This window comes from Algoriphagus limi (genome assembly GCF_024919275.1).
Lineage (GTDB): Bacteria > Bacteroidota > Bacteroidia > Cytophagales > Cyclobacteriaceae > Algoriphagus > Algoriphagus limi.
This window is the reverse complement of the sequence record NZ_JANWGH010000001.1, coordinates 1,569,007-1,595,109: the sequence shown is the minus strand read 5'-3', so window position 1 is coordinate 1,595,109 and position 26,103 is coordinate 1,569,007. Positions and strand designations below refer to the sequence as shown.

Annotated in this window: 20 protein-coding genes; 8 read left to right on the top strand and 12 right to left on the bottom strand. The window is 40.9% G+C overall.

Annotation, left to right across the window (positions count from 1 at the left end; genetic code table 11):
• Nucleotides 1–14: 14 nt before the first annotated feature.
• The 4 genes from rnhB to NY014_RS06875 form a co-directional block, all read right to left on the bottom strand.
• Nucleotides 15–617: a ribonuclease HII gene (gene rnhB, locus NY014_RS06890; protein ID WP_259413823.1), complete on the bottom strand. Its 603-nt coding sequence runs from the start codon at nucleotides 615–617 to the stop codon at nucleotides 15–17.
• Nucleotides 589–3,261, bottom strand: a complete 2,673-nt coding sequence (locus NY014_RS06885) for an MGH1-like glycoside hydrolase domain-containing protein (RefSeq protein WP_259413822.1) — start codon at nucleotides 3,259–3,261, stop codon at nucleotides 589–591. The genes rnhB and NY014_RS06885 overlap by 29 nt, the downstream gene beginning before the upstream one ends.
• Nucleotides 3,262–3,347: 86 nt before the next feature.
• Entirely contained in the window at nucleotides 3,348–4,493 is a 1,146-nt protein-coding gene (locus NY014_RS06880; protein ID WP_259413821.1) for a glycosyltransferase family protein, read from the bottom strand.
• Nucleotides 4,490–5,374: a UDP-2,3-diacylglucosamine diphosphatase gene (locus NY014_RS06875; RefSeq protein ID WP_259413820.1), complete on the bottom strand. Its 885-nt coding sequence runs from the start codon at nucleotides 5,372–5,374 to the stop codon at nucleotides 4,490–4,492. The genes NY014_RS06880 and NY014_RS06875 overlap by 4 nt, the downstream gene beginning before the upstream one ends.
• Before the next feature lie 246 nt (nucleotides 5,375–5,620).
• Here NY014_RS06875 and NY014_RS06870 point away from each other — a divergent pair, with 246 nt between their 5' ends.
• The 3 genes from NY014_RS06870 (at nucleotide 5,621) to NY014_RS06860 (ending at nucleotide 11,370) form a co-directional block, all read left to right on the top strand.
• Entirely contained in the window at nucleotides 5,621–8,095 is a 2,475-nt protein-coding gene (locus NY014_RS06870) for a S9 family peptidase (protein WP_259413819.1), read from the top strand.
• A gap of 217 nt (nucleotides 8,096–8,312) precedes the next feature.
• On the top strand, nucleotides 8,313–10,523 hold the full coding sequence (gene katG / locus NY014_RS06865; RefSeq protein WP_259413818.1) for a catalase/peroxidase HPI: 2,211 nt from the start codon (nucleotides 8,313–8,315) through the stop codon (nucleotides 10,521–10,523).
• A gap of 115 nt (nucleotides 10,524–10,638) precedes the next feature.
• Nucleotides 10,639–11,370 (top strand): class I SAM-dependent methyltransferase, encoded by a 732-nt coding sequence (locus tag NY014_RS06860; protein WP_259413817.1) that lies wholly within the window; start codon nucleotides 10,639–10,641, stop codon nucleotides 11,368–11,370.
• A 1-nt stretch (nucleotide 11,371) separates the two neighbouring features.
• Here the strand turns inward: NY014_RS06860 and NY014_RS06855 are convergent, their stop codons facing one another.
• On the bottom strand, nucleotides 11,372–12,178 hold the full coding sequence (locus tag NY014_RS06855) for a metallophosphoesterase family protein (protein WP_259413816.1): 807 nt from the start codon (nucleotides 12,176–12,178) through the stop codon (nucleotides 11,372–11,374).
• Between the two features lie 251 nt (nucleotides 12,179–12,429).
• Between NY014_RS06855 and NY014_RS06850 the strand changes: the two genes are divergently transcribed.
• Nucleotides 12,430–13,779 carry a Gfo/Idh/MocA family protein gene (locus tag NY014_RS06850; protein ID WP_259413815.1) on the top strand — a complete coding sequence of 450 codons (1,350 nt, stop codon included), beginning with the start codon at nucleotides 12,430–12,432 and terminating at the stop codon, nucleotides 13,777–13,779.
• A gap of 126 nt (nucleotides 13,780–13,905) precedes the next feature.
• A complete protein-coding gene (locus tag NY014_RS06845; protein ID WP_259413814.1) occupies nucleotides 13,906–15,228 on the top strand; it encodes a polysaccharide deacetylase family protein in 1,323 nt (440 codons plus the stop codon).
• A gap of 199 nt (nucleotides 15,229–15,427) precedes the next feature.
• Here the strand turns inward: NY014_RS06845 and NY014_RS06840 are convergent, their stop codons facing one another.
• On the bottom strand, nucleotides 15,428–16,771 hold the full coding sequence (locus tag NY014_RS06840; protein WP_259413813.1) for a sensor histidine kinase: 1,344 nt from the start codon (nucleotides 16,769–16,771) through the stop codon (nucleotides 15,428–15,430).
• A complete protein-coding gene (locus NY014_RS06835) occupies nucleotides 16,761–18,143 on the bottom strand; it encodes a sigma-54-dependent transcriptional regulator (RefSeq protein WP_259413812.1) in 1,383 nt (460 codons plus the stop codon). Before NY014_RS06835 ends, NY014_RS06840 begins: the two co-directional genes overlap by 11 nt.
• Before the next feature lie 193 nt (nucleotides 18,144–18,336).
• Between NY014_RS06835 and NY014_RS06830 the strand changes: the two genes are divergently transcribed.
• Entirely contained in the window at nucleotides 18,337–18,765 is a 429-nt protein-coding gene (locus NY014_RS06830; RefSeq protein ID WP_259414143.1) for an FKBP-type peptidyl-prolyl cis-trans isomerase, read from the top strand.
• A 51-nt stretch (nucleotides 18,766–18,816) separates the two neighbouring features.
• Here NY014_RS06830 and NY014_RS06825 read toward each other — a convergent pair whose 3' ends face one another.
• From NY014_RS06825 to rsfS, 4 genes are all read right to left on the bottom strand, one after another.
• Nucleotides 18,817–19,647, bottom strand: coding sequence for a hypothetical protein (locus NY014_RS06825; protein WP_259413811.1), 831 nt, complete (start codon nucleotides 19,645–19,647; stop codon nucleotides 18,817–18,819).
• Nucleotides 19,644–20,420 (bottom strand): UDP-2,3-diacylglucosamine diphosphatase, encoded by a 777-nt coding sequence (locus tag NY014_RS06820; protein ID WP_259413809.1) that lies wholly within the window; start codon nucleotides 20,418–20,420, stop codon nucleotides 19,644–19,646. Before NY014_RS06820 ends, NY014_RS06825 begins: the two co-directional genes overlap by 4 nt.
• A 76-nt stretch (nucleotides 20,421–20,496) precedes the next feature.
• On the bottom strand, nucleotides 20,497–22,596 hold the full coding sequence (gene ftsH / locus NY014_RS06815; RefSeq protein ID WP_259413808.1) for an ATP-dependent zinc metalloprotease FtsH: 2,100 nt from the start codon (nucleotides 22,594–22,596) through the stop codon (nucleotides 20,497–20,499).
• A 64-nt stretch (nucleotides 22,597–22,660) separates the two neighbouring features.
• Complete coding sequence (rsfS, locus tag NY014_RS06810; protein ID WP_259413807.1) at nucleotides 22,661–23,011, bottom strand: ribosome silencing factor; 351 nt, start codon at nucleotides 23,009–23,011, stop codon at nucleotides 22,661–22,663.
• Between the two features lie 64 nt (nucleotides 23,012–23,075).
• Here rsfS and NY014_RS06805 point away from each other — a divergent pair, with 64 nt between their 5' ends.
• Complete coding sequence (locus NY014_RS06805) at nucleotides 23,076–23,852, top strand: biotin--[acetyl-CoA-carboxylase] ligase (protein ID WP_259413806.1); 777 nt, start codon at nucleotides 23,076–23,078, stop codon at nucleotides 23,850–23,852.
• Between the two features lie 65 nt (nucleotides 23,853–23,917).
• Nucleotides 23,918–25,237: an adenosylhomocysteinase gene (ahcY, locus tag NY014_RS06800; protein ID WP_259413805.1), complete on the top strand. Its 1,320-nt coding sequence runs from the start codon at nucleotides 23,918–23,920 to the stop codon at nucleotides 25,235–25,237.
• Nucleotides 25,238–25,285: 48 nt separating this feature from the next.
• Here ahcY and NY014_RS06795 read toward each other — a convergent pair whose 3' ends face one another.
• Entirely contained in the window at nucleotides 25,286–26,092 is an 807-nt protein-coding gene (locus tag NY014_RS06795) for a hypothetical protein (protein ID WP_259413804.1), read from the bottom strand.
• Nucleotides 26,093–26,103: the final 11 nt, after the last annotated feature.

Below are 26,103 nucleotides of genomic sequence, written 5' to 3'. Positions count from 1 at the left end.
TTTCCTTCTAAATCCTACAAGTCTAATTTTAATTGCTCGGGAAGCAATCGGAAACTATTCCTATGCCAAGGTGTTTTTCCATGCTTGACAATTCCCTCTCGGTGTATTTTGGTTGGGTAACCAGCATTCGATTCCCATCCGTAATGAGGGAATTCTTTGGCTAAATTTTCCATGAATTGGTCACGATGGACCTTTGCCAAAATCGAAGCAGCTGCAATACTGGTGAATTTACCATCTCCTTTGATCACACAAGTAAAGGGTAATTCTAAATCTGATTTCCAACGATTTCCATCAATGAGCAAATGTTCAGGTTGGGTCTGAAGCGCTAGAATTGCTCTTTTCATGGCCAAAAAAGAGGCATTTAAAATGTTGATTTGATCAATTTCCGCTACAGATGCTTCGCCAAGAGCCCAAGCAAGGGATGCTCTTTTGATTTCCTCAACCAATTCCTCTCGCTGGGTTTTGCTCAGTTTTTTGGAGTCATTGATCCATTGATTTTCATAGGAGTTTGGCAAAATAACAGCAGCTGCAACCACTGGGCCAGCCAAACATCCACGCCCTACCTCATCACATCCGGCTTCCAGTCGATTAGCTTCTAAATAGGGGAGCAGTGGCATGAACTTCTGGTCTTTGCTCTTTATAATATTTATGGATCATCTCGGCAACTAATCCAGTCCAACCTGTTTGGTGAGAAGCCCCAAGTCCTTTTCCGCTATCCCCATGGAAATACTCATAAAAGAGAATATAATCCTTGAAATGTGGGTCTTTTTGGAATTTTTCATCGGTACCAAATACTGGCCGATTTCCGTCATTATCTCGCATAAAGATCTTCATGCAACGAAGTGATAATTCCTTAGCGACCATATCCATAGTCAAGTAATTTCCCGATCCAGTTGGATATTCGATCGAAAAGTCCCCTCCGTAGTAGAAGTTGAATTTCTTTAAGGATTCAATGATCAGGTAATTGATTGGGAACCAAATTGGACCACGCCAATTGGAGTTGCCTCCAAACATTTTCGTATCAGATTCACCTGGAGTATATCGGATCGAATAGGTATCTCCATTCATTTTTAATGCATATGGATGGTTTAAGTGGAATTTGGAAAGGGATCGAACCCCAAAATCACTTAAGAATTCATCCGAATCCAGCATCTTGTGGAGAACACTTCGCATTCGGTGTCCACGTAGTAAGGAAAATAAGCGGCGTTTTTCTTTTCCGGGATGAATCCAGCTTGAAACTAGCGCTGCCAGTTTGGGCTTTTCCTTCATGAAAAAGTCGAGTCTTTTTTTGAATTCCGGTAGGCTATCAAATAATTCTTCGCGAATAGGTTCAACAGCAAACAATGGAATTAAACCTACAATAGAACGGACTTTTAGCTTTTTGGCATCTTTTCCCTTGAAGTGGAAAATATCATAGAAAAACTGATCCTCTTCATCCCAAAGAGAAATGTGTTCACGGGAAATATTATTCATTGCACCCGCGATATACAGGAAATGCTCTAAAAACTTGGTAGCCATAAACTGGTATACCTTGTTGAACTCACACAAATCCAGGGAAATACGTAGCATGTTCAGTGAGAACATAGCCATCCAAGAGGTACCATCTGCTTGTTCCAGTTTGCCTTGATAGTATTCGGCAGCGGATCGGTCAAAAATGGAAATGTTGTCTAATCCTAAGAAACCGCCTTCGAAGATATTTTTGCCATCACTATCCTTACGGTTAACCCACCAAGTGAAGTTGAGCATCAACTTGTGCATAGCTCGCTCCAAGAATTCTGAATCACCAACACCATTATTGGCCTTTTTGTCAATCTGGTATACTCGCTGAACCGCATAAGCATGCACGGGCGGATTTACGTCAGAGAAATTCCACTCGTAAGCAGGAATCTGTCCGTTAGGATGCATGTACCACTCACTGAGAAGGAGAAGGAGCTGTTGCTTTGCAAATTCCGGATCGATTCGAGCAATAGGAATACAATGAAAAGCAAGATCCCAAGCGGCGTACCAAGGATATTCCCATTTATCAGGCATGGAAATAATATCATAATTCTGAAGATGCCGCCATTGATGATTTCTGCCTTTTTTACGTTCCACAGGTGGTACGTAGCGACCTGGGTCACCTTCCAGCCAGCGTTCTACATCATAGTAATAAAACTGTTTGGACCACATCATCCCTGCAAATGCCTGGCGCTGAATCATCTTGAGATCGGGATCTGTTACCCGATGTTGCAAATGATTATAAAATTCATCTGCTTCTCTTTTTCTGGTATTCAGACATTCATCGCAGATATGAAGTGGATGATCATCCAATTGATGCTGAAGTCGAAGTTTGACTTCTACACTTTCTCCAGCCGGAATATCAAACTTGAAGATGGCAGCGGCCTTTGTTCCAGTAAATTTTGGATTCAGCTTGGATGCATCTCCGTTAACTACAAAATCATTAATCCCGTCTTTTGGATACTTTTTCTCATTGTGAATCCCATAAAGTCGTTCCCGGTTTGTTTCGTTATCACAAAAGCGGATATCTGGATTTCCATTGAAAGTGATGGAATAATTACCTGATTTTGGATTAAATGCCTTGATGCAATTCGAGCGAACCAAGTTCAGTTTGGGCATAAAAGGTTCATGACCTGTGAACCATGTTTTCCGAAACCAGAGCGTAGGCATTACCCAAATAGGAGCAGATTCCGGTCCTCGATTATGGATAGTAACTTTGGCTACGATGTCCTCCGCGTCATTCTTGGCATATTCAATGAAAATATCAAAGTATCGATCTTCATCGAAAACCCCCGTATCCATCAATTCATACTCCGGATCGGTTTTTTGTCTTTTTTGATTTTCAAGGAGTAATTTTTGATAAGGAAATTCAGCCTGAGGATACTTGTAAAGCATCTTCATGTAAGAATGGGTAGGCGTGGAATCCAGATAATAATAGATTTCCTTAACGTCTTCCCCGTGATTTCCTTGATTACCGGTCAGGCCAAAAAGCCGCTCTTTTATGAAAGGGTCTTTTCCATTCCAAAATGCCCATGCTAGGCAAAGTTTCTGTTTGTGATCAGAAATCCCTCCAATGCCTTCTTCTCCCCATCGGTAGGCCTTGCTTCGGGCTTCATCATGGGTTACATTTTCCCAGGCAGCACCATCAGGACTATAATCTTCACGGACGGTTCCCCATTGTCTTTCTGTAAGATAGGGGCCCCATTTCTTCCAGTGTTTTTTAAATTCCCGATCCTCTTGTAATCGTATATGTTCAGCTAACATGTAGGTTCTTCTTGAGCAGTGCCGAAAATAGACTTTTTCAGTCACTTAAGCTCAAAAATAGGAATCCTGTTTCAGTAATCCTTCAATTAGGATAGAGGAGAAAAAGAAAGAGGATTTTGATCTAAACCTGCAAATTCTATTGAAAGGGTAGTTTTTGGATTGGTTTCTGTGATTTTTTTCAAAATTTCTGGCCATTCTTCACACCATAGCCGGAAAAATGCAGGGTTTGGGTGAATTCTTTGAATATGTTTTTCGAAGAAAGAAAAGTCAAAATTCTTTCCTTCAATCGCAATTTGGTGCTTCTCAGCATCTAAAGCATTACAAGCTTGTTCATATTGTCCTGCTACTGGAATGACCATCACGGGTTTTCCTAAAAAAGCTGCTTCACAAACCGATTCAAATCCAGCTGTACAGACCAAGCCTTTGCAAGCAGCCATGTCTTCCAGAAACTTTTTGTCGTTGACTCGGTGAAAAGAAAGGTTGGGAAGAGGGTTTTCTACTTCTTTCGCGCCATTTTTATCCCAAAAGGCTTTGATTTGGAAGCTTGAATTTGATTTTGCGAATTTGATAATTTCAGTGAAATACCCCGGGTTTACTAAATAAGCCAAGTAAAATCCCCTTGATGATGGTTTCAATAAGGTAAGTTCTTTTCGTAGCAAAGGAGGGACAATCTGAATTTTGGGATTTAATGCTTCGGTAGGTTTAAAACTTAAGGCTAGTATCCGGTCTGCACCCCAAGCTGTCAGTTTGGTGTTGAGAATAAATAATTCCTTAGCAAATCTCTTGGATGGGGCAAAAGGGAAATTGGATTGTAATGCCAAATATTGGTGCCCGATAACCCAAAATTCTACTTTTGGGCTGTAGATTCTATTGTATAAGCCTCCCAGAAGATCGTAAAAATTCAAAATGACATCTGGCTTGTGATAGTTGACCAAAGAGTCAATTTGATGGAGGCTTTTTAAGAAAGTCCGGATTTTAAAAAGGTTTTTCCAAATGGTTTTTCCGATGAGAATTCTTTTTTCTGCTTGATCTGTTTCAAAATTCGGACTCTCAATCAAGTGAATTTCTGATTTGATTTCTCTGGAAAAAAATTCAGGAATAGCTCTTCTTTTACTTTTTCCCAAAACCACCCCACAGAGTTCATGTCCCTGTGATCGTAGCAAACTTGCAAAAGCGATGGCTTGGGTCATATGACCTCGACCTTCTCCTTGAACAATAAATAGGAATTTCATGATCTAAATGCAGGTGGATTTAAATCATCATCTTGTGAAGATCGAAAGGAAACTTGGCGTAAGGGAAGGATACTTTCATCTTTTTCCTCTTTTCGCTCGTTTTCAAAAAAGTTTCCGACTTGGTTTGTTTGGATTGATTTGAAATCAATCTCATTGTAGTGAATTAATTGCCAGTTGCCTTCATGGTCTTCGGCAAGGGCAGACATTGTTTCCACCCAATCTCCGGAATTGAGGTAATGAATTCCCTCGATTTCCCGGTTTTCAGCTTTGTGAATATGTCCACAAATTATCCCATCACAACCTTTAGCTCTAGCCATTTTGGCAAGCTCGGTTTCATATTGATCGATGTAGGAAACCGCAGACTTAACTTTTGACTTGACATATTGTGAAAGAGAAAAGTATGGCAATCCACGCTTAAATCGATAATGATTAACGACGCGATTTAACCAAAGCAAAAAAGTATATCCTATATCCCCCAAATAGGCAATCCATCTAAGATTGGTCGTAATACTGTCAAATACATCTCCATGAGTAATGAAATATTTCTTACCATTCGACTCATAAATCATGTCCGTTTGAATGGAAAGTTTTCCAATCTGAATGGGAAGAATTTGATCCAAAAAGTCATCATGATTGCCTCGAAGGTAAAATACTTGGGTGTCGTGATTTTCAATCATCTTTAGAATCCGATTGAAAAAGCGGGTATGTTTTCGCTTCCAAGTGCCGGATTTTTTAAGTTGCCAGCCATCAATGATATCCCCGTTAAGAATGAGATTATCACAACGGTATTGCTTCAAAAACCGAACGATCTCCTTGGCTTTGGAACCTTTGGTCCCAAGATGAACGTCGGATACAATTATTGTTTTGAAATGTGTCTTCACAAATTGGGTTTTACTCAAAAGTAGCGGCCTGATGTAAATCAGTTATGTTTAGTTTGTTAACATTTTGCTATTTTTTCCAAATTAAATTTGGTTAAAGTAAAGTATTTGTTAACTGATTATGAAAAAGTTTGGTCAGTTGCGTTGCTTTTTCAAGCCGAGGATATTTGTTCGCAATTTTTACGCAAATGGTAAAAAGCTTTTGAAGACCGTTATATAGTTTCGTTGCGAAATAAAACTCAATGAATTATGCAACGATTACTCTTGGTTTTTGGGCTCTTTTTGTCAACCCAACTTTCTTGGGCGCAAGAGCCGATCTATAAAGGGAATTATGAACTGGCTGCCCGGTTTTCACCGGATAAGCTGGAAAAAATGATTTTTTCTACATCCGTAAATCCCCATTGGATGAAAAAATCTGAGCGGTTTTGGTATGAATACGAGACTTCGGATGGCAAGCGATGGTATCTCGTTGATCCTGTTCGAAGAACTAAAACCGAACTTTTCGATCGAGATAAGCTAGCTGCCGAAATCACCAAAGTTGTCAAAGATCCATTCGATGGTCAGCATCTGAAATTGGATGATTTGAAATTGATGGATGATGAAAATACGCTTCGATTCAAAGTGAAGAGTACTGCTGATGTCTTGAAGTCCGATTGGGAAGAGATCAAGGCAAAAAACAAAAATGCCAAAGATTCACTGGAGAAGAAAGTTCATACCTTTCTATACAATATTTCCTCTCAGACTTTGACTGAGATTGAAACTGAAAAAGACCCGAAACGTCTTTCTTGGGCAAATATTTCCCCTGACTCATCTAAGGTTGTTTACGCGAAGAATTTCAACCTGTATTGGATGGATAAAGAGAATTTTTTGAAAGCAGTAAAGGATGAAAAAGATTCTACTATCGTCGAAAATCAATTAACCACAGATGGGGAAAAAGATTACGAATACGGCTGGGGTGGCCGAGGCGATGATAATGTGGAGGAAGAGAAGAAAAAGAATGACCGAAAGCGCGTAGGGGTACTTTGGAGTGCAGATTCCAAGCAGTTTATCATGACACGCACAGATCAGCGTAAGGTGAAAGATCTCTGGGTAATCCATAATACTCGAAACCCTCGTCCAACTTTGGAAACCTATAAATATGCCATGCCAGGTGAAAAAGAGCAGCCTCAAACGGAGCTCCTACATTTTTCTTTTGAAAGCATGGAATTGAAGAAACTTCCGATTTCAACTTTCAAGGACCAAACTGTGAGTCTGTGGTCTACCACGCCTGCAGCAAATACAAGAGATGATGACTTCCGTCCGGCTACATGGTTGGGTGATTTGGATGAATTTTATTTTGCGATTACAAGCCGTGACTTGAAGAGAGTGGACGTTTGCCGTTGGAATCTAGCCTCCAATGAAAAAGAAGTGATCATCGAAGAGCGTAGCAATACCTATATTGAATTCAATAAGGTAGAATTGGTGGGTAATGACTTGATTTGGTGGTCAGAGCGTGATGGTTGGGCACATCTTTACTTATATGGAAAGGATGGAACTATGAAGCGTCAATTGACTTCTGGTCCTTTCCATGTTGGTGGTGTTGCTAGAGTAGATGAGCGAAATAGAAAAGTCTATTTTGTGGCAAATGGAAGAGAAAATGGTGAGGATCCATACTATGAGCATTTGTACAGCGTGAGTTTGGATGGAGGAGCAATCAGCTTGCTAAATGCTGGTGATTTCAACCATAGCATTGAGATGAATGACCAAGCGACCTTTTTTGTCAATAATTTCTCCAGGGTGAATACTACTCCTGTTTCGGTCTTGATGGATCGCAATGGAAACAAGGTGATGGACTTAGAGACTGCTGATTTGAGCCAGCTTTTTGCTGCAGGTTATCAATTCCCAGAGCCATTTAAGTTCAAGGCTGATGATGGAATCACCGACCTATACGGTGTGATGTACAAGCCTTTCGATTTTGACTCAACGCGAAAATACCCTTTAATCCAATACGTGTATCCTGGTCCTCAAACTGAAGCTGTCAATAAATCCTTCGGAAGCAGAATGGACCGGACAGATCGATTGGCTCAGTTTGGCTTCATTGTGGTGACTTTGGGTAACCGAGGTGGTCACCCTGCTCGATCCAAATGGTATCACAACTATGGCTATGGAGATCTGAGGGATTACGGTCTTGCTGATAAAAAAGCAGCGGTAGACCAACTTGCAGACAGACATTCTTTCATTGATAGAAATCGGGTAGGGATCCATGGACATTCCGGAGGTGGATTTATGTCCACTGCGGCGATGCTTGTTTATCCAGATGTATTTAAAGTAGCTGTTTCTTCTGCAGGAAATCATGAAAATAATATCTACAATCGTTGGTGGTCTGAGAAGCATCATGGCGTAAAAGAAGTTATCACGCCAAAAGGCGATACTACTTTTGTCTACCAAATCGAAAAAAATCCAGATCTGGCTAAGAACCTCAAAGGTCATTTGATGCTAAGTACTGGAGATGTAGATAATAATGTGCATCCTGCGGGTACGATCCGAATGGCTGAGGCATTGATCAAAGCTGGAAAACGGTTTGAATTTGTGATTTTGCCTGGACAGCGCCACGGTTATGGAAATATGACGGAGTATTTCTTCTGGAAAATGGGGGATTACTTCGTGAGACACCTATTGGGTGATAATACTCCTCCTCCAGTTGATATGATCGAGATGCAGCGTGATAAGCCAAAAGATAAGTAAGGAATTAATAATCAAAGCCCAATTTGAACTTCAAATTGGGCTTTGATTTGGAATGATTTTGCTCAGTTTTTTTGAGTGAATGACCTCCTAGTTAGCATAGCAGAATTACTAAAAAGTCTCATAGTTTTTATCTATTGAAAAAAAATTTATATCCGTAAAATTTTTGGTAATTTCGTCATCCCTGAAATTAAATAATTAACTATAAACCATAAGAAATATGAGTAATCCACATGAAAATGGCAAAGGTGATTTGAGCAAATGCCCATTTCACAATGGCACTATGTTGCATGGTGCCGGAAAAGGTACTCAGAATGTTGATTGGTGGCCTAATCAATTGAATCTGAATATCTTGAGACAGCATTCTTCTTTGTCCAACCCAATGAGTGAAGACTTCAACTACGCGAAGGAATTCGCCTCTTTGGACCTTCCTCAGGTGAAAAAGGAGATCGAAGAAGTATTGAAAACATCTCAGGATTGGTGGCCTGCTGACTATGGTCACTATGGTCCATTCATGATCCGAATGGCTTGGCATAGTGCTGGTACTTACCGAGTACATGATGGCCGCGGTGGAGCCGGTACAGGTACTCAGCGATTTGCTCCATTGAACTCTTGGCCTGATAATGCCAACCTGGACAAGGCAAGACTTTTATTGTGGCCTATCAAGCAGAAGTATGGAAAAAAACTTTCTTGGGCTGACTTAATGATTTTGGCAGGTAACGTAGCATTGGAATCCATGGGCTTCAAAACTTTCGGTTTTGGTGGTGGTCGTTCTGATGTATGGGAGCCTGAGCAAGACATTTATTGGGGATCTGAGAAAGAATGGGTAGCCCACAGAAATCCAGAAGCTTTGGAATCTCCACTTGGAGCTACCGAAATGGGATTGATTTATGTGAATCCAGAAGGTCCAGACAAGAATCCTGATCCACTATTGGCAGCAAAAGCTATCCGTGAGACTTTCGGCCGAATGGCTATGAATGATGAAGAAACTGTTGCTTTGATCGCAGGTGGTCACTCTTTCGGAAAAACTCACGGTGCTGCAAATCCAGACCAATATGTAGGCCCTGAGCCAGCAGCTGCTTCAATCGAGGAAATGAGTATGGGATGGACAAGCTCTTATGGTTCTGGTCACGGTGCTGATACAATCACCAGTGGTTTGGAAGGGGCTTGGACCAGTACTCCAGCAAAATGGAGCCACGACTACTTCAAGTTTTTGTTCGAATATGAGTGGGAATTGACGAAGAGCCCAGCTGGTGCGCATCAGTGGGTTGCGAAGGATGCTGAGGCAATTATTCCTGATGCTCACATTCCAGGTAAATTCCATAAGCCATTCATGTTGACAACAGACTTGTCAATGAGATTTGATCCTGAATATGAAAAAGTCTCTAGAAGATTCTACGAGAATCCAGACGAGTTTGCTGATGCTTTCGCAAGAGCTTGGTTTAAATTGACTCACAGAGATATGGGACCAAAGACTCGTTATGTAGGTCCAGAGGTTCCTGAAGAAGATTTGATCTGGCAAGATCCAATTCCTGCAGTAAATCATCCATTGGTTGATGCTCAGGATATCGCTTCTTTGAAGGCTAATATCTTGGCTTCCGGATTGTCTGTAGCTGAGTTGGTTTCTACCGCTTGGGCTTCTGCTTCTACTTTCCGCGGTTCTGATATGAGAGGTGGTGCCAATGGTGCTCACATCCGATTGGAGCCAATGAAAAACTGGGAGGCTAACAACCCTGCTCAACTTTCAAAAGTGTTGGGTGTTTTGGAAAGCATTCAGGAAGAATTTAGCAGCACCGCTGAAGGAGGCAAGAAAGTTTCTTTGGCAGACTTGATCGTCCTGGCAGGTTGTGCAGCAGTTGAAAAAGCTGCTAAAGACGCTGGATACGATGTGACTGTTCCATTCACTCCAGGTCGTATGGACGCTTCTCAAGAGCAGACTGAAATCGAATCTTTCGAATATCTAAGACCAGTAGCTGATGGATTCAGAAACTACATGGCCAAAGATTGCGAAGTGAAGGGTGAGGAATTGTTGGTTGACAAAGCTCAATTGTTAACGCTTACAGCTCCAGAAATGACTGCCTTGGTAGGTGGTTTGAGAGCTATGGGTGCAAATTGGGATGGATCTAAGCATGGTGTCTTCACTGACAAGCCTGGTCAATTGACCAATGACTTCTTCGTGAATGTTCTTGATATGGGAACTACATGGAGAGCTACTAATGATAAGAATAACATCTTCGTAGGTAGTGATCGTAAGTCAGGTGAGCCTAAGTGGACTGGAACTCGCGTTGACTTGATTTTCGGTTCCAATACCGAATTGAGAGCATTGGCTGAGGTTTATGCTTCTGCTGATGGAGCTGAGCAGTTTGTTCAGGACTTCGTGAAAGCTTGGGATAAAGTGATGAATTTGGATCGATTTGATCTAGCTAAATAAATCACTCTAATTATTTTAAAAAGTGGCTCTCAAAAGGAGCCGCTTTTTTTGTGTTTACGGATTCCAAATTCTTCTCAAAATCAAACAGGTTTCAATTTTTTAAGTTTAAAAAGACATGAGACAGCTTCGATTTTACTGCTTTTTTATTTTCCTGATGAGCTTCAATTTGGCCTGCCAAGCTCAGAGTAATTCCAAGGATTCAAAATCTCCTTATAAATACAAAACCCCTTCTTGGGATGGAATAGGTAAAGTTTATTTGGGAAGGGAAATTTCCCATATCATGGGTTTTGCGGGGAAAGATTGGCTTGAGCGGGATTCTCGAGAAGCAGAGGAAGGTGTATCCATAGCAATTAAAAATTTACCGATTACATCAAGTAGTGTTGTCGCAGATATTGGTGCGGGTTCGGGGTATTATTCCTTTCGGATTGCTCCGCTTGTTTCTGAAGGAAAAGTGTATGCAGTAGATGTTCAAGATGCAGCAGTAAATTTTTTGAAAGAGCGAAGTGAAGAATTGGGTTTTAATAATGTGGTTGCTGTAAAGGGTTCATCCACTTCTCCTAATTTACCAGAGAATGCAATTGATCTGGCTATTTTTGTTGATGTTTATCATGAGTTGGAATTTCCTGAGGAGATGCTCCAGAACCTACGCAAATCCCTAAAATCGGATGGTAAAATTCTATTGATCGAATACAGAGGAGAGGATCCAACAGTTCCTATCAAGCCGCTTCACAAAATGACTGTTCGTCAAGCTAAAAAGGAGTTGGAAGCAAACGGATTTGAATTAGTGGAAAATAGGCAATTTTTAAAGATTCAGCACTTCTTGGTTTTTCAGAAAAAGGACGAGTAAGTCAAAGCGTATAGCCACTCAGAATTTCTCCATCAGCAACACGCTTTAAGTAGGAAACCACTTTTCCGTCGGTTCCTATTTCACAAACCCGGTAGCTTGGGAATGGATTACCCCAATTTCCCCCAAAGTGTCCTGACCATAGAAAGGGCTTTTTGCGATAAAGCATTACACCATCTATATCATGGTCATGCCCATGGAAAATGCCTCGTACATTTGGGTAGGAGGTAACTAGATCCATAAAGTCTTTGCAGTCTATGCCATGACGTGTCCATTCATTTTGGGAAATGTGGACAAAGACCATCACATGGGGTAATTCCTGAAAAGAATCGAGTTTTTCTTTGGTAAAATCCAGATCGGCGCAAAAGTATTCTCCCGCCTCATTGGAACAGTTCAACAGAAGCATTCCTAATTCTCCCTGATGAACTTCAGCGAAATTGGCGGATTGATTCCAAATAGAATCCCAATCCGAAGGAGTCACCCGATCATGATTGCCTCGCGTGACAAAGTAAGGGTGTTGAACCTGATCGTAAACCTTTTTTACTTCCGGCATCAAAGTGGGATCGTCATGGATTAAATCCCCATTGAAAACTACAAAATCTATATCCTTTTCCCGATTTACTGCTTCTATGAGATTTCGGTGACTGGCTTCAAAGTCGGTGTTGGGCTGCCCGAAATGTCCATCAGAAGCAGTGATAAACTTGAATTTGGTTTCCTTTGGGAGTTGCATTTTCCCATATAAGAAAAAAGGAAGTGTCATGGTGCCTGTGGTTAAAATGCCAAGTTTGTGAAGGAAAGGACGTCGATTCATGGTTCTAAGATAAACAGGCTTATGAAATTGGTGGAAGCCTATTCAAAATAAGTCTGGAAATATTTTTTCTTTATCAAACCCAAATAAACCATCCTTCCTAATTCGAATTTGCAAATCGATTTTTCAGCCTTATCTTAAAACTCGAGATTAAAAATGGAAGATAAGGGTAGTTTCCAAATGTTTTTTGGGATTTCCTCCTTCGGCTCTCAATCCAAAAATCACCAATCCAAAAAAATTATAATAAACCCACCATGAACAAGAACCTACAGCTTATCGATCGTCGAGATTTTCTCAAAAGGTCGGCTTTGGGTGCAGCCGGTTTGGCTCTAGCACCTTCTTTATTGGCGAAAGCGCAAGCCAATGGAAAATTACGAATCGCTCAAATCGGTCTCGGAGCCATGGGTATGGAAGACCTAAAAGCTATCGCTTCCCATTCCTTGGTAGAAGTTGTTGCAATTTGTGATGTTGATAGCCGGGCTATTGAAAATGCTGCCAAGCTTTATCCTCAAGCCAAGACTTTTGCGGATTATCGAATTTTAATGAAAGAATTGGAAGATGATATCGATGCTGTAGTTGTTTCTACCCCCGATCATACACATGCTCCTGCTTCTTTACTAGCCATGAAAAAGGATAAGGCTGTTTACTGTCAAAAGCCTTTGACCCATCATGTTTCGGAAGCAAGGAAAATGAAAAAAGTGGCCGAAAAGAAGGGGCTAGTAACCCAAATGGGTATTCAGGTTCATTCCTTTTATGATTACAAATTGGCTACTTTGCTTATTCAGTCCGGAATTATTGGAAAAGTCCATACCGTTCGGGCCTGGTCTCCTAAAAATTGGGGTTTTGATGGACCCGAACCTACAGGAAGTGATCCGGTTCCGGCAGGATTGGATTGGAACCTTTGGTTGGGAACTGCTCCAGAGCGTCCTTATAAAGAAGGTTACTATCATCCAGGAAACTGGCGAAAGGTTATGGATTTCGGCTGTGGAACATTGGGTGATATGGGTGTTCATATTTTTGATACTCCATACAATGCTCTGGCTTTGGACGTGCCTCGTACGATTCGAAACGAGTGTCGCCAGCCAACTGGCTTTGGTTTCCCTGAGCACAATGTGGTGACTTATGAATTTCCATCCACGCCGTACACAGCGGAGACTTTGACTTGGGTTTGGTATGATGGGCCAGGTGCTCCTGCAGATCATCCAGATTTAAAATTGCCGAATAGAGATCAGCTGCCTGACCAAGGAGCCATGTTTATGGGTGAAAAAGGAAGATTGCTTTTACCGCACTTTATGCAGCTGCCACGCTTAATTGTTGATGGGAAATATCAGGAAATGGATATCGCTCAATTCAATTTAGGTGAGCCTGTGAAGGATTATGCAGAGGAGAGCAAAAAGCATTACCATGAGTTTGTGGATGCTTGTTTGGGCAAAACAGAATGTAGTGCTCCATTCTCTTATTCTGCTCGTTTGACCGAGACCATTTTGCTTGGTGTGATTGCAGGTCGATTCCCTAATCAAACTCTGCATTGGGATAGTAAAAAAGCCCGATTTGCGGAAAAAGAAGCAAATAAATTCCTAAAAGGAAAGTACAGAAAATTCTAAAAAGTGCCATAAGACGCTAATTATAAAACCTTTGAGGTCTAGGAGATCTCAAAGGTTTTTTGTTTAATGGTTAATGGCTTTTAAATGCAAATTCAGAAATTGGTATACCAAACCACCCTTAAAATCATGAAGCAGATATTTTCCTTTTTCCTTTCAATTCTCCTTTTAGCATCCTGTGGTCCGAAAGATCCGATTGTCGGACAAACCGAAATTACCAAATGGCAAGAGGATAAGTCAGGAGCAGTCTCTATCACTTTTGATGATGGGATCGTTAATCAACTCACCATTGCAAAGCCTATTTTGGACAGCTTAGATCTAAAGGCTACTTTTTACATCATTACGGGAAAAGTAGAAGGATCTGGAAAAGGAAAATTCATCGGGAGAGATCCTCAGGAAATCATTGCTGAGACGGCTCAAATCCCAACTGATTCCAGCAACTTATTCGAAAGAGCCTCATTGATAGCATATACTGGAACTTCGGAAGCAGAGGATTACCATGCTCGAATTGGGTCTTTGTTTGAGCAAGGAAGAGTGGAAGATGCCTATGCATTGACAGATGAAGGCTTTGCAAAAATCCGGAATGGTGAAATGATAAATACCGGGGAGGTCGTATTTCATAACAATGTGGAGGATACAACCTCTTGGGAGCAGTATAAGTCCTATTCAGCCCAAGGTCATGAAATTGCTTCCCATACGGTGACGCACCCTCGATTAGCTGTTCTGGATGAAGTAAATATGAAATATGAATTAGAGCAAAGCAAAGCTGATTTATTGAAGTTCATCGGGGAGGAATCCATTTTTTCAGCGGAATGTCCGTATGGGACAGAAAATGAGCGGGTTATGCATTATGCCCATCAGGTTTATCCATCTTTGAGAAATCGAATGCCTGAGGATTGGTTGGAAGAAATCAATCGTGGAAGTGATCTTACTCCGGGTCAATCTTCAAAAGAATACGTTCAATGGCAAAGAGGGCCTCTTACCCGGACTACTCCTTCTCAAATGAAAGCTTGGACAGATACGGTGATGAATCATGATAATACCTGGTTAGTTTTGGTTTACCATGGCGTAGAAAACCTGGGTTGGGAACCAAAAAAGAGGGAAGAGTTGGTTGAATATTTTTCTTATCTCAAGACCAATGAGGATCGGCTTTGGATTGCGCCTTTCAGAAATGTGACGAAATATCTGCGAGAAAGAAAAACCACTCAAGTGGAAGTGGATGTTGAATCTGATGAAATTATTGTCAATCTAACTTGCTCTTTGGATTCTGACACCTACCAAGAACCATTGACTTTGAAGACTTATATCCCGAAAGCTTGGTCTCAGGTAAAAATGGTGAATGGAGATAAAAGTCAGGACTTGGAAATCATGCAAGATGAAAAGGGGAGTTTTGTGATCTATTCTGCTGCTCCGAATTCTCAAGGATTAAAACTCACGAATTCCAAAAGCTGATCAATATTATCCTAGGGTATTTTGGTTTCTGATTTTCTGAATCTTCTTTTTCAAATGGACAATATAAATCCATTGGATAATGAAGATTAATGGCCAGATAATTACAAATATCCAGACGTTGATTTCCTTGTAGGTCATTCCAAGAACATCGGAAAGCCAATACAAAAAATCAACACACCAATCAAAAACCTGATTCATATTAACCGTTGAAAATCAGCTTGAAGGTTGTGCCTTCTCCCAATTGAGAGCGAACTTGGATATTGCCTTTGTGGCGACGCATGATTTGTTTGGATAGACTTAGGCCAATACCCGACCCTTTTTTCTTGGTGGTGAAGAAAGGAATAAAGATTTTGCTCAAGGCCTCTTCTTCTATACCCTTTCCGGTATCACAAACCTCCAAAATGATTTTTCCTGCTTCGTCGATATAGGCACGTAGTCGGATTAATTTTCGTTCGGAATCTTCCAAGGCCTGTATGGCATTTTGAACAAGGTTAATTAATACCTGCTCGATTTGGGTTTGGTCTCCAAACAGAATCAATTCAGGTGGGTCGAGTTCTTTAAGCAGTTCGATATTGTGGGTTTCCAATTGGTGCTGGAAAAGCACTTCGAGCTGATCAAAGAGATTTGCAAGGCGGATACTGCTGAATTTCGGTGCTGGAATATGAGCAAGACTACGGAAATCAGATACGAAGTTGATCAGTCCTTCAGAACGCTTTTCTACAGTTGAAATCCCCATCAGATAATCTTCCAAATCACTATCGGTAACAGGGTCAGCCTGCTCCAGCTTTTGTTCGATATCAGTTTTGATAGTGCCTGCCAAGGAAGATATCGGAGCGATGGAGTTCATGATTTCATGAGTCAGAATCCGAACTAGGTTTTGCCAGGCCTCCATTTCCTTTTCCTCCAATTCGGATTGGATATTTTGTAAGGATACCAATTTGAATTGCTCTCCGCGCATCATCAGTTCGATGACATAAACTGAAAGCTGCATAATACCATCTGGATGAGCGATTTTGATCAATTCGCTCCCTCCGGTTTTTAGCTGATGAATAGCGAGGTGAAGTTCCTTATTGACCGACTCTATTTGATTGATATTGCCGAGGTCATCTACATTTAGGATGCGTTTTGCAGCCGTATTAATCAATTGGATTTTTCCGTCTTCACCATAAGTAATCAGGCCTATACTCAAGTGCTTGAAAACTGAGCGGAAATAGTGGTAATTGGCTTCTTTCTCCGCTTGATCTTCTTTGAGTTTGGCAAGGATAGCATTGAATTCAATGTGGAGGTCATCGGTCTCAGTACCATCAAATTTAACGGGATAAACCTGGGAGTACTGATCCTGCTTGATGTTATCGAGAAAGGTTCGGACTTTTTTAAAGGAGCTTTCTGCATAGCGAAGCAAAAACACCACTTGGATGATCATTAAAATGATCAAAAGGGAGGTCATAAACACTCCCCATTGATCCGCTATGGAATAGCCTAATGCAAATAAAGAAACTGCCAAAAGGGCTATACGCCCTAAAAGGCCTACCTTAAAGTCCATATTTTTCCAATCTTCTGTAAAGCGATGCTCGGGTTAATCCTAATTCTTTGGCCGCTTTGGATATATTTCCTCCATTCTTGTCGATAGCTCGCTGAATAGTGGTGCGTTCCATATCATCTAAATTCAGCGTCGCATTTGTAGGCATTTTTTCGGATGAAGGTTTTGCAGACAAAAAGAAGAAATCACGACTGTCCAATTGATTTCCTTCCGACATAATGATTGCCCGCTCGATAGCATGTTGCAATTCACGAATATTTCCCGGCCATGAGTATCGTTGCAGTAATTCCATTGCCGAAGGAGTAAAGCCATCTAGGTTCTTGCGGTATTTTTGACTATAAATTTTCAAGAAGTGATTGGCTAATTGAGGGATATCATCCTGTCTTTCCCGAAGAGGGGGGAGGAAGATTTCCACCGTATTGATTCGATAGAGTAAATCCTGTCTGAAGGTGTTCTCCATGACCATTTCATGCACTGGCATATTGGTAGCACAAATCAGACGAATATCAACCGGAATCGGCTTATTGGTACCGATACGTGTAACTTCCCGACGTTGTAGTACTGTCAATAATTTGGATTGAAGCGGCATAGAAAGGTTTCCGATTTCATCCAAGAAAAGTGTTCCTTGATCAGCCACCTCAAATCGCCCAGCTCTGTCATCTTTAGCATCGGTAAATGCTCCTTTTTTATGTCCAAAAAGCTCCGATTCAAAAAGGGTTTCAGTGATCGCTCCCATATCCACACCAACAAAAATTTCATCTTTTCTCAGAGATCGCTCATGTATAGCTCGTGCGATCAATTCCTTACCAGTACCGTTTTCTCCTAAGATCAAGACATTGGCATCGGTTTGTGCTACCTTGTCTATGATAGAGAAGATATTTTTCATGGAGGCCGAGTTTCCGATGATCTCCGTGTAAGGTTTCTTCAGGTCAGTTTGAAGTGCCTTTTGCTTTTTTTGCAGCTTTTCTACTTCATTATAACTTTCCTTCAACTTCACCGCAGAAGAAAGTGTAGCGATCAATTTTTCGTTTTGCCAAGGCTTAAGTATGAAATCCGTCGCTCCTTCCTTCAAAGCTTGGACGGCCATTTCTACATCTCCAAAAGCAGTGATAAGAATTACTACCGCTTTAGGGTCTATTTCTTTGATTTGCTTCAGCCAATAGAATCCTTCCTTCCCGGAAGTGGTATCCTCTCGGAAATTCATGTCCAGAAGGATCACATCGTAATTATTATTATTGATTAAAAAAGGGATGCGCCGTGGGTCTTTTTCGATGCTAACTTCTTTTGCATGCTTTTTCAAAAGCATTTTTGCAGCGAAAAGTAAATCTTCGTTATCGTCGATGATGAGGATTTTTCCCAAGTCTTGATTTTCCATACTCTAATTGTTTGCTCTTTTTAAGGGGAAAATAGTGCCAACCCAATTTAAGGCATTTATTTGGCCTTTTAACTGAATTAGTGTCCGAAATTGTACAGAATTATATTGAATTCGGACAGTTTGTCTTGAAATTGTACGGTTTTATCCCCCGGCGTATTATTTGTACCTTTGTGATAACACAAAACCAATTAGTATTATGCAAGCAAAAAAAGGTGATGCCGTACAGGTACACTACACAGGAAAATTAGAAGACGGAAGTGTTTTTGATTCGTCTGTAAACCGTCAACCATTAGGGTTTACATTAGGCGATGGCAATATGATCAAAGGATTTGATGAGGCTGTTCATGGAATGGCAATCGGTGATAAAAAAACCGTAACTATCCCAGCTGCTGAAGCTTACGGTGAGCGAAGAGATGACATGATGATTGATGTCCCTCGTGCACAAGTTCCAGCTAATATCAGCCCTGCAGTAGGGATGCAATTGACTCTTCAGGGAGGAAATGGACAACCTATGCCTGTTACAGTAACTTATGTTGATGAGGAAAAAATTACCTTGGACGCCAATCATCAGTTGGCAGGTAAAGATTTGATCTTCGAAATTGAATTGGTGACTATCGCTTAATTCAATCAGAATTTGGAAAAGAAGCCGGGAAATGAAAGTTTCTCGGCTTTTTTATTGCAGATTTTTCAGCGTATCCGGGATGGAGTAAACCTCAATTTTTTCAGCATTCACTAGCAAAAGTTTTGTTTGACCAAGAAGCACGTAGCTTCCCTCAGGAGTATCTAAGGCCTGAATGTTTTCAACAGACTGTTGAGATAGATTATACCCCATCAAAGTGCCGTTTTCCAGCCAAAGTAGGTAATCTTTGTAAAGACTTAATTTTTCAACTTTTGGAAGTTTCAAATCGAGTAATAGGTTTCCTTGATTGTCAAAAACCAAAACGCCTTCATTTGGAATCAAGGCGAACAGCCGGTTTTTATATTCTTTTAGAGCTGTGATTTGAAGGCTTTTGACAGAAGTTATCAGATTGAGAGGCTGGATGTCAAGAATGAGGTTTCGCAAGTAATCCATGCGCTTAAGGGATAAATCTGATTCATCCCAAACCCAGACTATGTTGTTATTTCCTAAAGTAGCAGCTTTCGGGAGATTGACGGAAGCATCCAAAAAATTGCGTTCAGCGATTGGGTTGAGGAAGCGGTCCAAAATTCGGTATTCTTGAAGATCTTCAGAAAATGAGAAAATGGTCACGCTCCAAGCTGCTTCTAACTGGCTGAGTTTAGCTTGTCGAGCTGGGGAGAAATAATTCAATTGTTTTCCTGAAGCGTCAAAGAGAAAAATATCTCCCTGCAGGTTGCTTGCATATATCTGCTCCCGGGTATCGAGTGAAACCTGATCTAATTCTTTGACGCTGATTTCAGCAAGTGGTTTTCCCAATTCATTTTCCAATTGGGCAAAAACTTCCCAATGAATCCATAAGAATAAAAAAGGTACGAGCCATCTCATTCTTCGAAAGTTAAAAGTTTAGGCTTTTCTCCATCGAATTCCAAATAGGTGTATTGACTGACCCATTCACCTAAATTGAAGTAAGTTGCCTTTTCTCCAACTTCCAATTCCAAAGGCAAGTGCCGATGTCCAAAGATGTAATAATCGTGGTGTTTTCGCTGTTCGATTTCTTTGCAATACTGCCAAAGCCATTCACCCTCACCCAAAAAATGGTTTTCATTTTTCTCCATGTTGGAAATGCGGCTACTACTAGACCAGGCTTTAGCAAGCTTGATTCCTAAATCCGGATGAAACCAACGGAAGAGCCACTGGGCAATAGGATTGGTAAAAACCTTTTTCAAAAGTTTGTATTGCTTGTCGCCTGGTCCTAAACCATCTCCATGTCCCACCAAAATCTTATTTTCATTAACCACGATTTCAATGGGGTGGTGGTAAACAGGAATTCCCATTTGTTCTGTGAAATAATCTTTCATCCACAGATCATGGTTTCCTGTGAAAAAAAGTATGGGGATTTTTTTCTCGCGAAGTTGGTGGATTTTAGAAATGAAAGGAATAAAACCTTTCGGGATGACTTCTTTGTATTCAAACCAAAAGTCAAAAATGTCGCCAACCAGAAAAATGGCGGCTGCCTCTTCCTGAATTTGATCCAGCCATCGAATGATTTTTTGTTCTCTGCCTAGACTTTGTTCCTCATTAGGGGCACCCAAATGAAAATCGGATGCAAAAAATAACTTCTTACCCTGTAATTGATAATTGTATGGTTCCAGAGACATGCGGAAAGATAGAATTAGTCAGGCAAAAATAAAAAGTCCTGATTGCTCAGGACTTTTTTTCTATGGATTTCACAAATTATTCTTTTGTTGTTTCTTCTTCATCCGTCTCGGATACTGCTTCCTTTTTCTTTGGTTTTTTAGCTGGTTTAGCTTCTACTTCCTCAGATATGACAGCATCTTTAACTTCCTCATCTTTTTCCTTTTTGGATTCCTCAGGCTTATTTTTTCCACTGGTGTAGGCCTGATAGGTTGTTTCCTTTGCAAAAGGTCGTTTTCCGATGAGTTTTTCCAAATCAGACTGGAAGATAATTTCCTTCTCAAGAAGTTCTTGAGCTAGGGTTTCCAATTCATTTCTACGCTCTTTAAGAAGATCAAGTGTACGCTGATAAGCAAAATCTATCAACTTGTGAACTTCCTGATCGATTAACTCAGCCGTAGCTTCAGAATAAGGCTTGGTCATCTTGTAGCTATCGCTCTTGCTATCATAAAAGGATACATTACCCAATTTCTCATTCATACCGTAAACGGATACGATAGAGTAAGCCATTTTGGTGATGCGCTCCAAGTCGCTCAAAGCTCCAGTGGAAATTTTACCAAAGACAATTTCCTCTGCCGCACGACCACCTAAGGTCATACACATCTCATCGATCAGTTGTTCTGTTTGATATAGGAATTGCTCTTTTGGAAGATATTGGGCATAACCCAATGCAGCTACTCCTCGAGGTACGATAGATACTTTTACCAAAGGATCTGCATGCTCCAAGAACCAACCTGCAACAGCATGACCTGCTTCATGGTAGGCCACAATTTTCTTTTCTTCAGGAGAGATGATCTTGTTTTTCTTTTCCAGTCCACCGATTACCCGGTCGATGGCATCTTGGAAATCCTGCATGTCTACTGCAGTCTTATTGCGTCGAGCAGCGATTAGAGCTGCCTCGTTGCAGACATTTGCGATTTCAGCACCAGCAAAACCAGGAGTTTGTGCAGCCAATTTCTTAGCATCAACATCATCGGAAATTTTGATCGGCTTCAAATGCACTTTGAAGATTGCCTCTCTACCAACGATGTCTGGCTTGTCAATGGAGATCTGACGGTCGAATCGTCCAGGTCTCAACAAAGCACTATCCAATACATCCGGGCGGTTGGTTGCTGCCAAAACAATAACTCCAGAATCAGTACCGAAACCATCCATCTCTACCAATAGAGAGTTAAGGGTATTTTCACGCTCATCATTTGACCCCGGCATTTGGCCTTTCCCTCTTGAGCGGCCAATAGCGTCAATCTCGTCAATAAAGATGATACAAGGAGCTTTTTCTTTCGCTTGCTTAAACAAGTCACGTACACGTGCTGCACCTACACCGACAAACATTTCGACGAAGTCTGAACCGGAAAGTGTAAAGAAAGGAACGCCTGCTTCACCAGCTACTGCTTTCGCAAGAAGGGTTTTACCGGTTCCTGGAGGGCCAACCAGTAGTGCTCCTTTAGGAATCTTTCCTCCTAGTTTGGTGAATTTGGATGGGTTCTTAAGAAATTCAACAATTTCCTGAATCTCTTCTTTTGCTTCATCCAGACCTGCAACATTGTCGAAGGTGATTTTGACCTTATTCTCTGCATCGAATAGCTGTGCCCGAGATTTTCCAACATTGAAAATCTGACCTCCTGGACCTGATGGGCCTGCCATTCTTCGCATCATGAACCAGAAGAAAATGAATAGCAATAGCAAGAAACCAAAGCTTCCAAACCAAGAGCTCCAGTTTTCCTCCGTTGTAACGGAATATCCGATTCTTTCTTCTGCAGGTATACTTTCCTCCAAAGTGTCAAAATCGGTAGCAAACTTATCGGAAGATGCTACCTGAAGGGAATAGTGCGGTCCGTTTGGATTGAAAAAGGTCGCATTAGATTCCAATTCATTTTTGTACTTGGTATCACTCAATGCAGATGGTTTCAGAGTAATATCCACTCGATCCATGTTTTTGACGATCACAACTTTGGCGACATCGCCAGCATTGTACATGTCTTCAAAACGTTTTTGAGTAATATCTACCGTCGCACCTCGTTGCTGTATCCAAGTCAACCCGATCAAAACCAAAACGGCCACAACGATCAGCCAAAGCTGAAAATTGGGTCTTTGTGGAGGTTTTGGGGTAAACTTTTTTGGTTTATTTGTTTCGCTCATCGATTTAAATGTAATTCTATAAACTTATGGTAAAACGGAATTTGCAATCTAAAGTTTGTGGAAATTAGTGCTCAACTTTTGTCAACACTGCATCCCCCCATAGATCTTCTAATCCGTAGAACGCTCTATTATCTTTTTGGAAAATATGGGCTACAACATCTACATAGTCCATCAATACCCACTGATTGTTGTTTTTGCCTTCCACTTTAAAGGGAAGAGAATCTCCGGCCTTCAGTACCTTTTCTTCTACTGAATCGGCGATTGCTTCTACTTGCGTATCCGAATTGGCGGAGCAAATAACAAAAAAATCACATACGGTATTCTTAATTTTTCTAAGGTCCATCACCACGATATCGAAGGCCTTTTTATCCTCCATTCCCTCAACGATGACTTGACTCAGCTGTTCTGCTGTCATATTTTATATTTAATTTTGCCTAGCTCTCGTAAATCTAGTAGCTACCAAGACAAACTAGAAACAAATGCATAAAATTCTTGCCAATACACTTTTTTTAGGCAAAGACATACAATTCCTGCCAGAGTGTCACTCCACAAATGACATAGCCTTCCAATTAGTCAGGGATGGTCGAGCTATTGAAGGAACTTTGGTTGTTTGCGATTATCAAAAAGCCGGTAAAGGGCAGCGGGGAAATACTTGGGAGTCAGGGCCAGGTTTAAATTTGATTTTCTCCCTGATTCTCAAGCCGGACTTTCTGGATATTTCGGAGCAATTTTATTTGAATATGGCAGTCAGCTGTGCCATCCGCAAGGTTTTGGTGGAATATTTTCCTCTGATTAAAACCAAATGGCCAAATGATTTGATCGTTCCCCAAAGAGGGAAATTGGGAGGGATTTTGATTGAAAATAGTGTTGGGAAAAGTGGTTGGGAAGTCGCTGTGGTAGGAATTGGGTTGAATATCAATCAGACTGAATTTGGAAACTCCAAAGCGGTTTCTCTGAAAAGTCTGACAGGATCTGATTTTTCAAAGGAAGAAATTCTGAGGCAGCTTGTCACCCAAATTGAACAGTATTATTTGCTTTTGAAGAAAAAAAAGTGGGCTTTTATTGAACAAGAATACCAACAAAACCTTTTTCTATTTCAGGAAGCAGCTGAATACACCGTTGGCAAAGAAAAGTTGATAGGTAAGATCATTGGGCTGAAACCTAGTGGGCAATTGGTATTTGAGACAAGTGATCAGGATATTAAGGTGTTTGATTTTCAGACGATCCGATTCCCCGATTACAGTGTTCAATTTTAATTTGCGGGATTTTAGCGATACCTTTGCGGCAAGTTTTAAGATTTTAAACGTTTAATTTTCATACTATGTCAGAGATTCAATCTGAAAAATTTATTCAATACAAGGTAAAAGATATTTCCTTGGCGGAGTGGGGTAGAAAAGAAATCAAACTAGCTGAGGCAGAGATGCCTGGTTTGATGGCTTTGAGAGAAGAATATGGAAAAACCAAGCCGCTAAAAGGAGCTCGTATTGCAGGCTGTTTGCATATGACAATTCAGACTGCTGTTTTGATTGAAACATTGGTGGAACTTGGAGCAGAAGTTACTTGGTCATCTTGTAACATTTTTTCTACTCAAGATCATGCTGCAGCTGCGATTGCCGCTGCTGGAATTTCAGTCTATGCTTGGAAAGGCATGACAGCTGAGGAATTTGACTGGTGTATTGAGCAGACTCTTTTCTTCGGTGAAGAGCGCAAGCCTTTGAATATGATTTTGGACGACGGTGGTGATTTGACTAACATGGTTCTGGATCAATATCCTGAATTGGTTTCCGGAATTAAAGGTTTGTCTGAAGAGACTACTACCGGTGTTCACAGATTATATGAGCGAATGAAGAATGGTACGCTTCCTCTTCCTGCGATCAATGTGAATGACTCTGTAACCAAGTCTAAGTTTGACAATAAGTATGGCTGTAAAGAATCATTGGTAGATGCTATTCGAAGAGCTACCGATGTGATGATGGCTGGTAAAGTAGCTGTTGTAGCAGGATATGGTGATGTTGGAAAAGGATCTGCTGCTTCTTTGAGAGGTGCAGGTGCTCGTGTGATTGTGACTGAGATCGACCCAATATGTGCACTTCAAGCTGCAATGGATGGTTTCGCAGTGAAGAAAATGGTAGATGCCGTTAAAGAAGCTGATATCGTGGTAACTGCTACTGGAAACAAGGATATTATAACAGGAGAGCATTTTAAAGCTATGCGTGATAAGACCATCGTATGTAATATCGGCCACTTTGACAATGAGATCGATATGGCTTGGTTAAATAAGAATTATGGAAACACCAAATCTGTAATTAAGCCGCAAGTGGATCTTTACAATGTGGATGGAAATGATATCATCGTTTTGGCGGAGGGTCGTTTGGTTAACCTTGGTTGTGCAACTGGCCACCCATCTTTCGTAATGTCCAATTCATTCACCAATCAGACTTTGGCACAGCTTGAGCTTTGGACTAAGTCTGAAGAGTATCAGCCAGGAGTTTATGTGCTTCCTAAGCACTTGGACGAAAAAGTTGCTGCATTGCACTTGTCCAAATTGGGTGTTGAGTTAGAAACCCTAAGTGAAGATCAAGCGAAATATATTGGAGTGGAAGTTCAGGGACCATTCAAGCCTGAATACTACAGATATTAATAGTAAATACTTGAACTTGAAACCCGGAGGAATTTCTTCCGGGTTTTTTTATTTGAGTTGAAGTCTTCTCCCATCAGACAGCAATGCCTCAACTTGAACCAAGCAGGGATCTGTACTTTCAAAATAAAGTGTGTGGGAAACAGTCTGGGGGAAGGTTCTTGAAATCTCCCATATTTCTACAGAGGAATTTGGAAGTCCTGGTTCATCCGTCAAAAAGCATTGAATTTTTTCTTCTCTTGGAGATTGAATTGTCATAGAAATACTTCTTCCAGCTGGATTTTTTCCTTCCATTTCCCCTATAGTTCTCAAACTGGATAAGAAACCATTTGAAATAATGGGAGTATGGGAGAAATCCCCGGAAAGCACAGTATTAAGTCCTTTTTCAGATTGGATGGTTAAGTTTTCAAAGCTTTCTCCGATTTGTAATAGGTTGATAAATGTGAAGTTTCGAACCCCAGAGATTTTGAATCCTTTATAGGAATAATTTTCGTAAGTCATACTCCAGAAAGATTGAAATCCAATCTTTTGGGAAAAGTTCAAGATGATTTTTCCTGAACGAAATGTTTTATCATCCCCATCGCATCCTTTTTTATTTGAAAAGTCCAGAACAACTCGCCGATCACCATCACTGACTTGGATGTCAGGACATCCCGGGAAAAATTCGCTTTCCATTTGACGGTAATCCTCAAACTTGAACATGGCGAAAAGTAAACTTTCTCCCCAGTTGGAAGAAGTTTCCAAAAGTTGATTGGCTTCTACAGTAAGATCAGTACGAATTAATCGATCCGCATCTTCCTGACAGGAGGTGTTTAAGGCAAGCAAGAGGCTGAGAAAACTAATAGCGATTCGCTTCATGAAGGCTAATT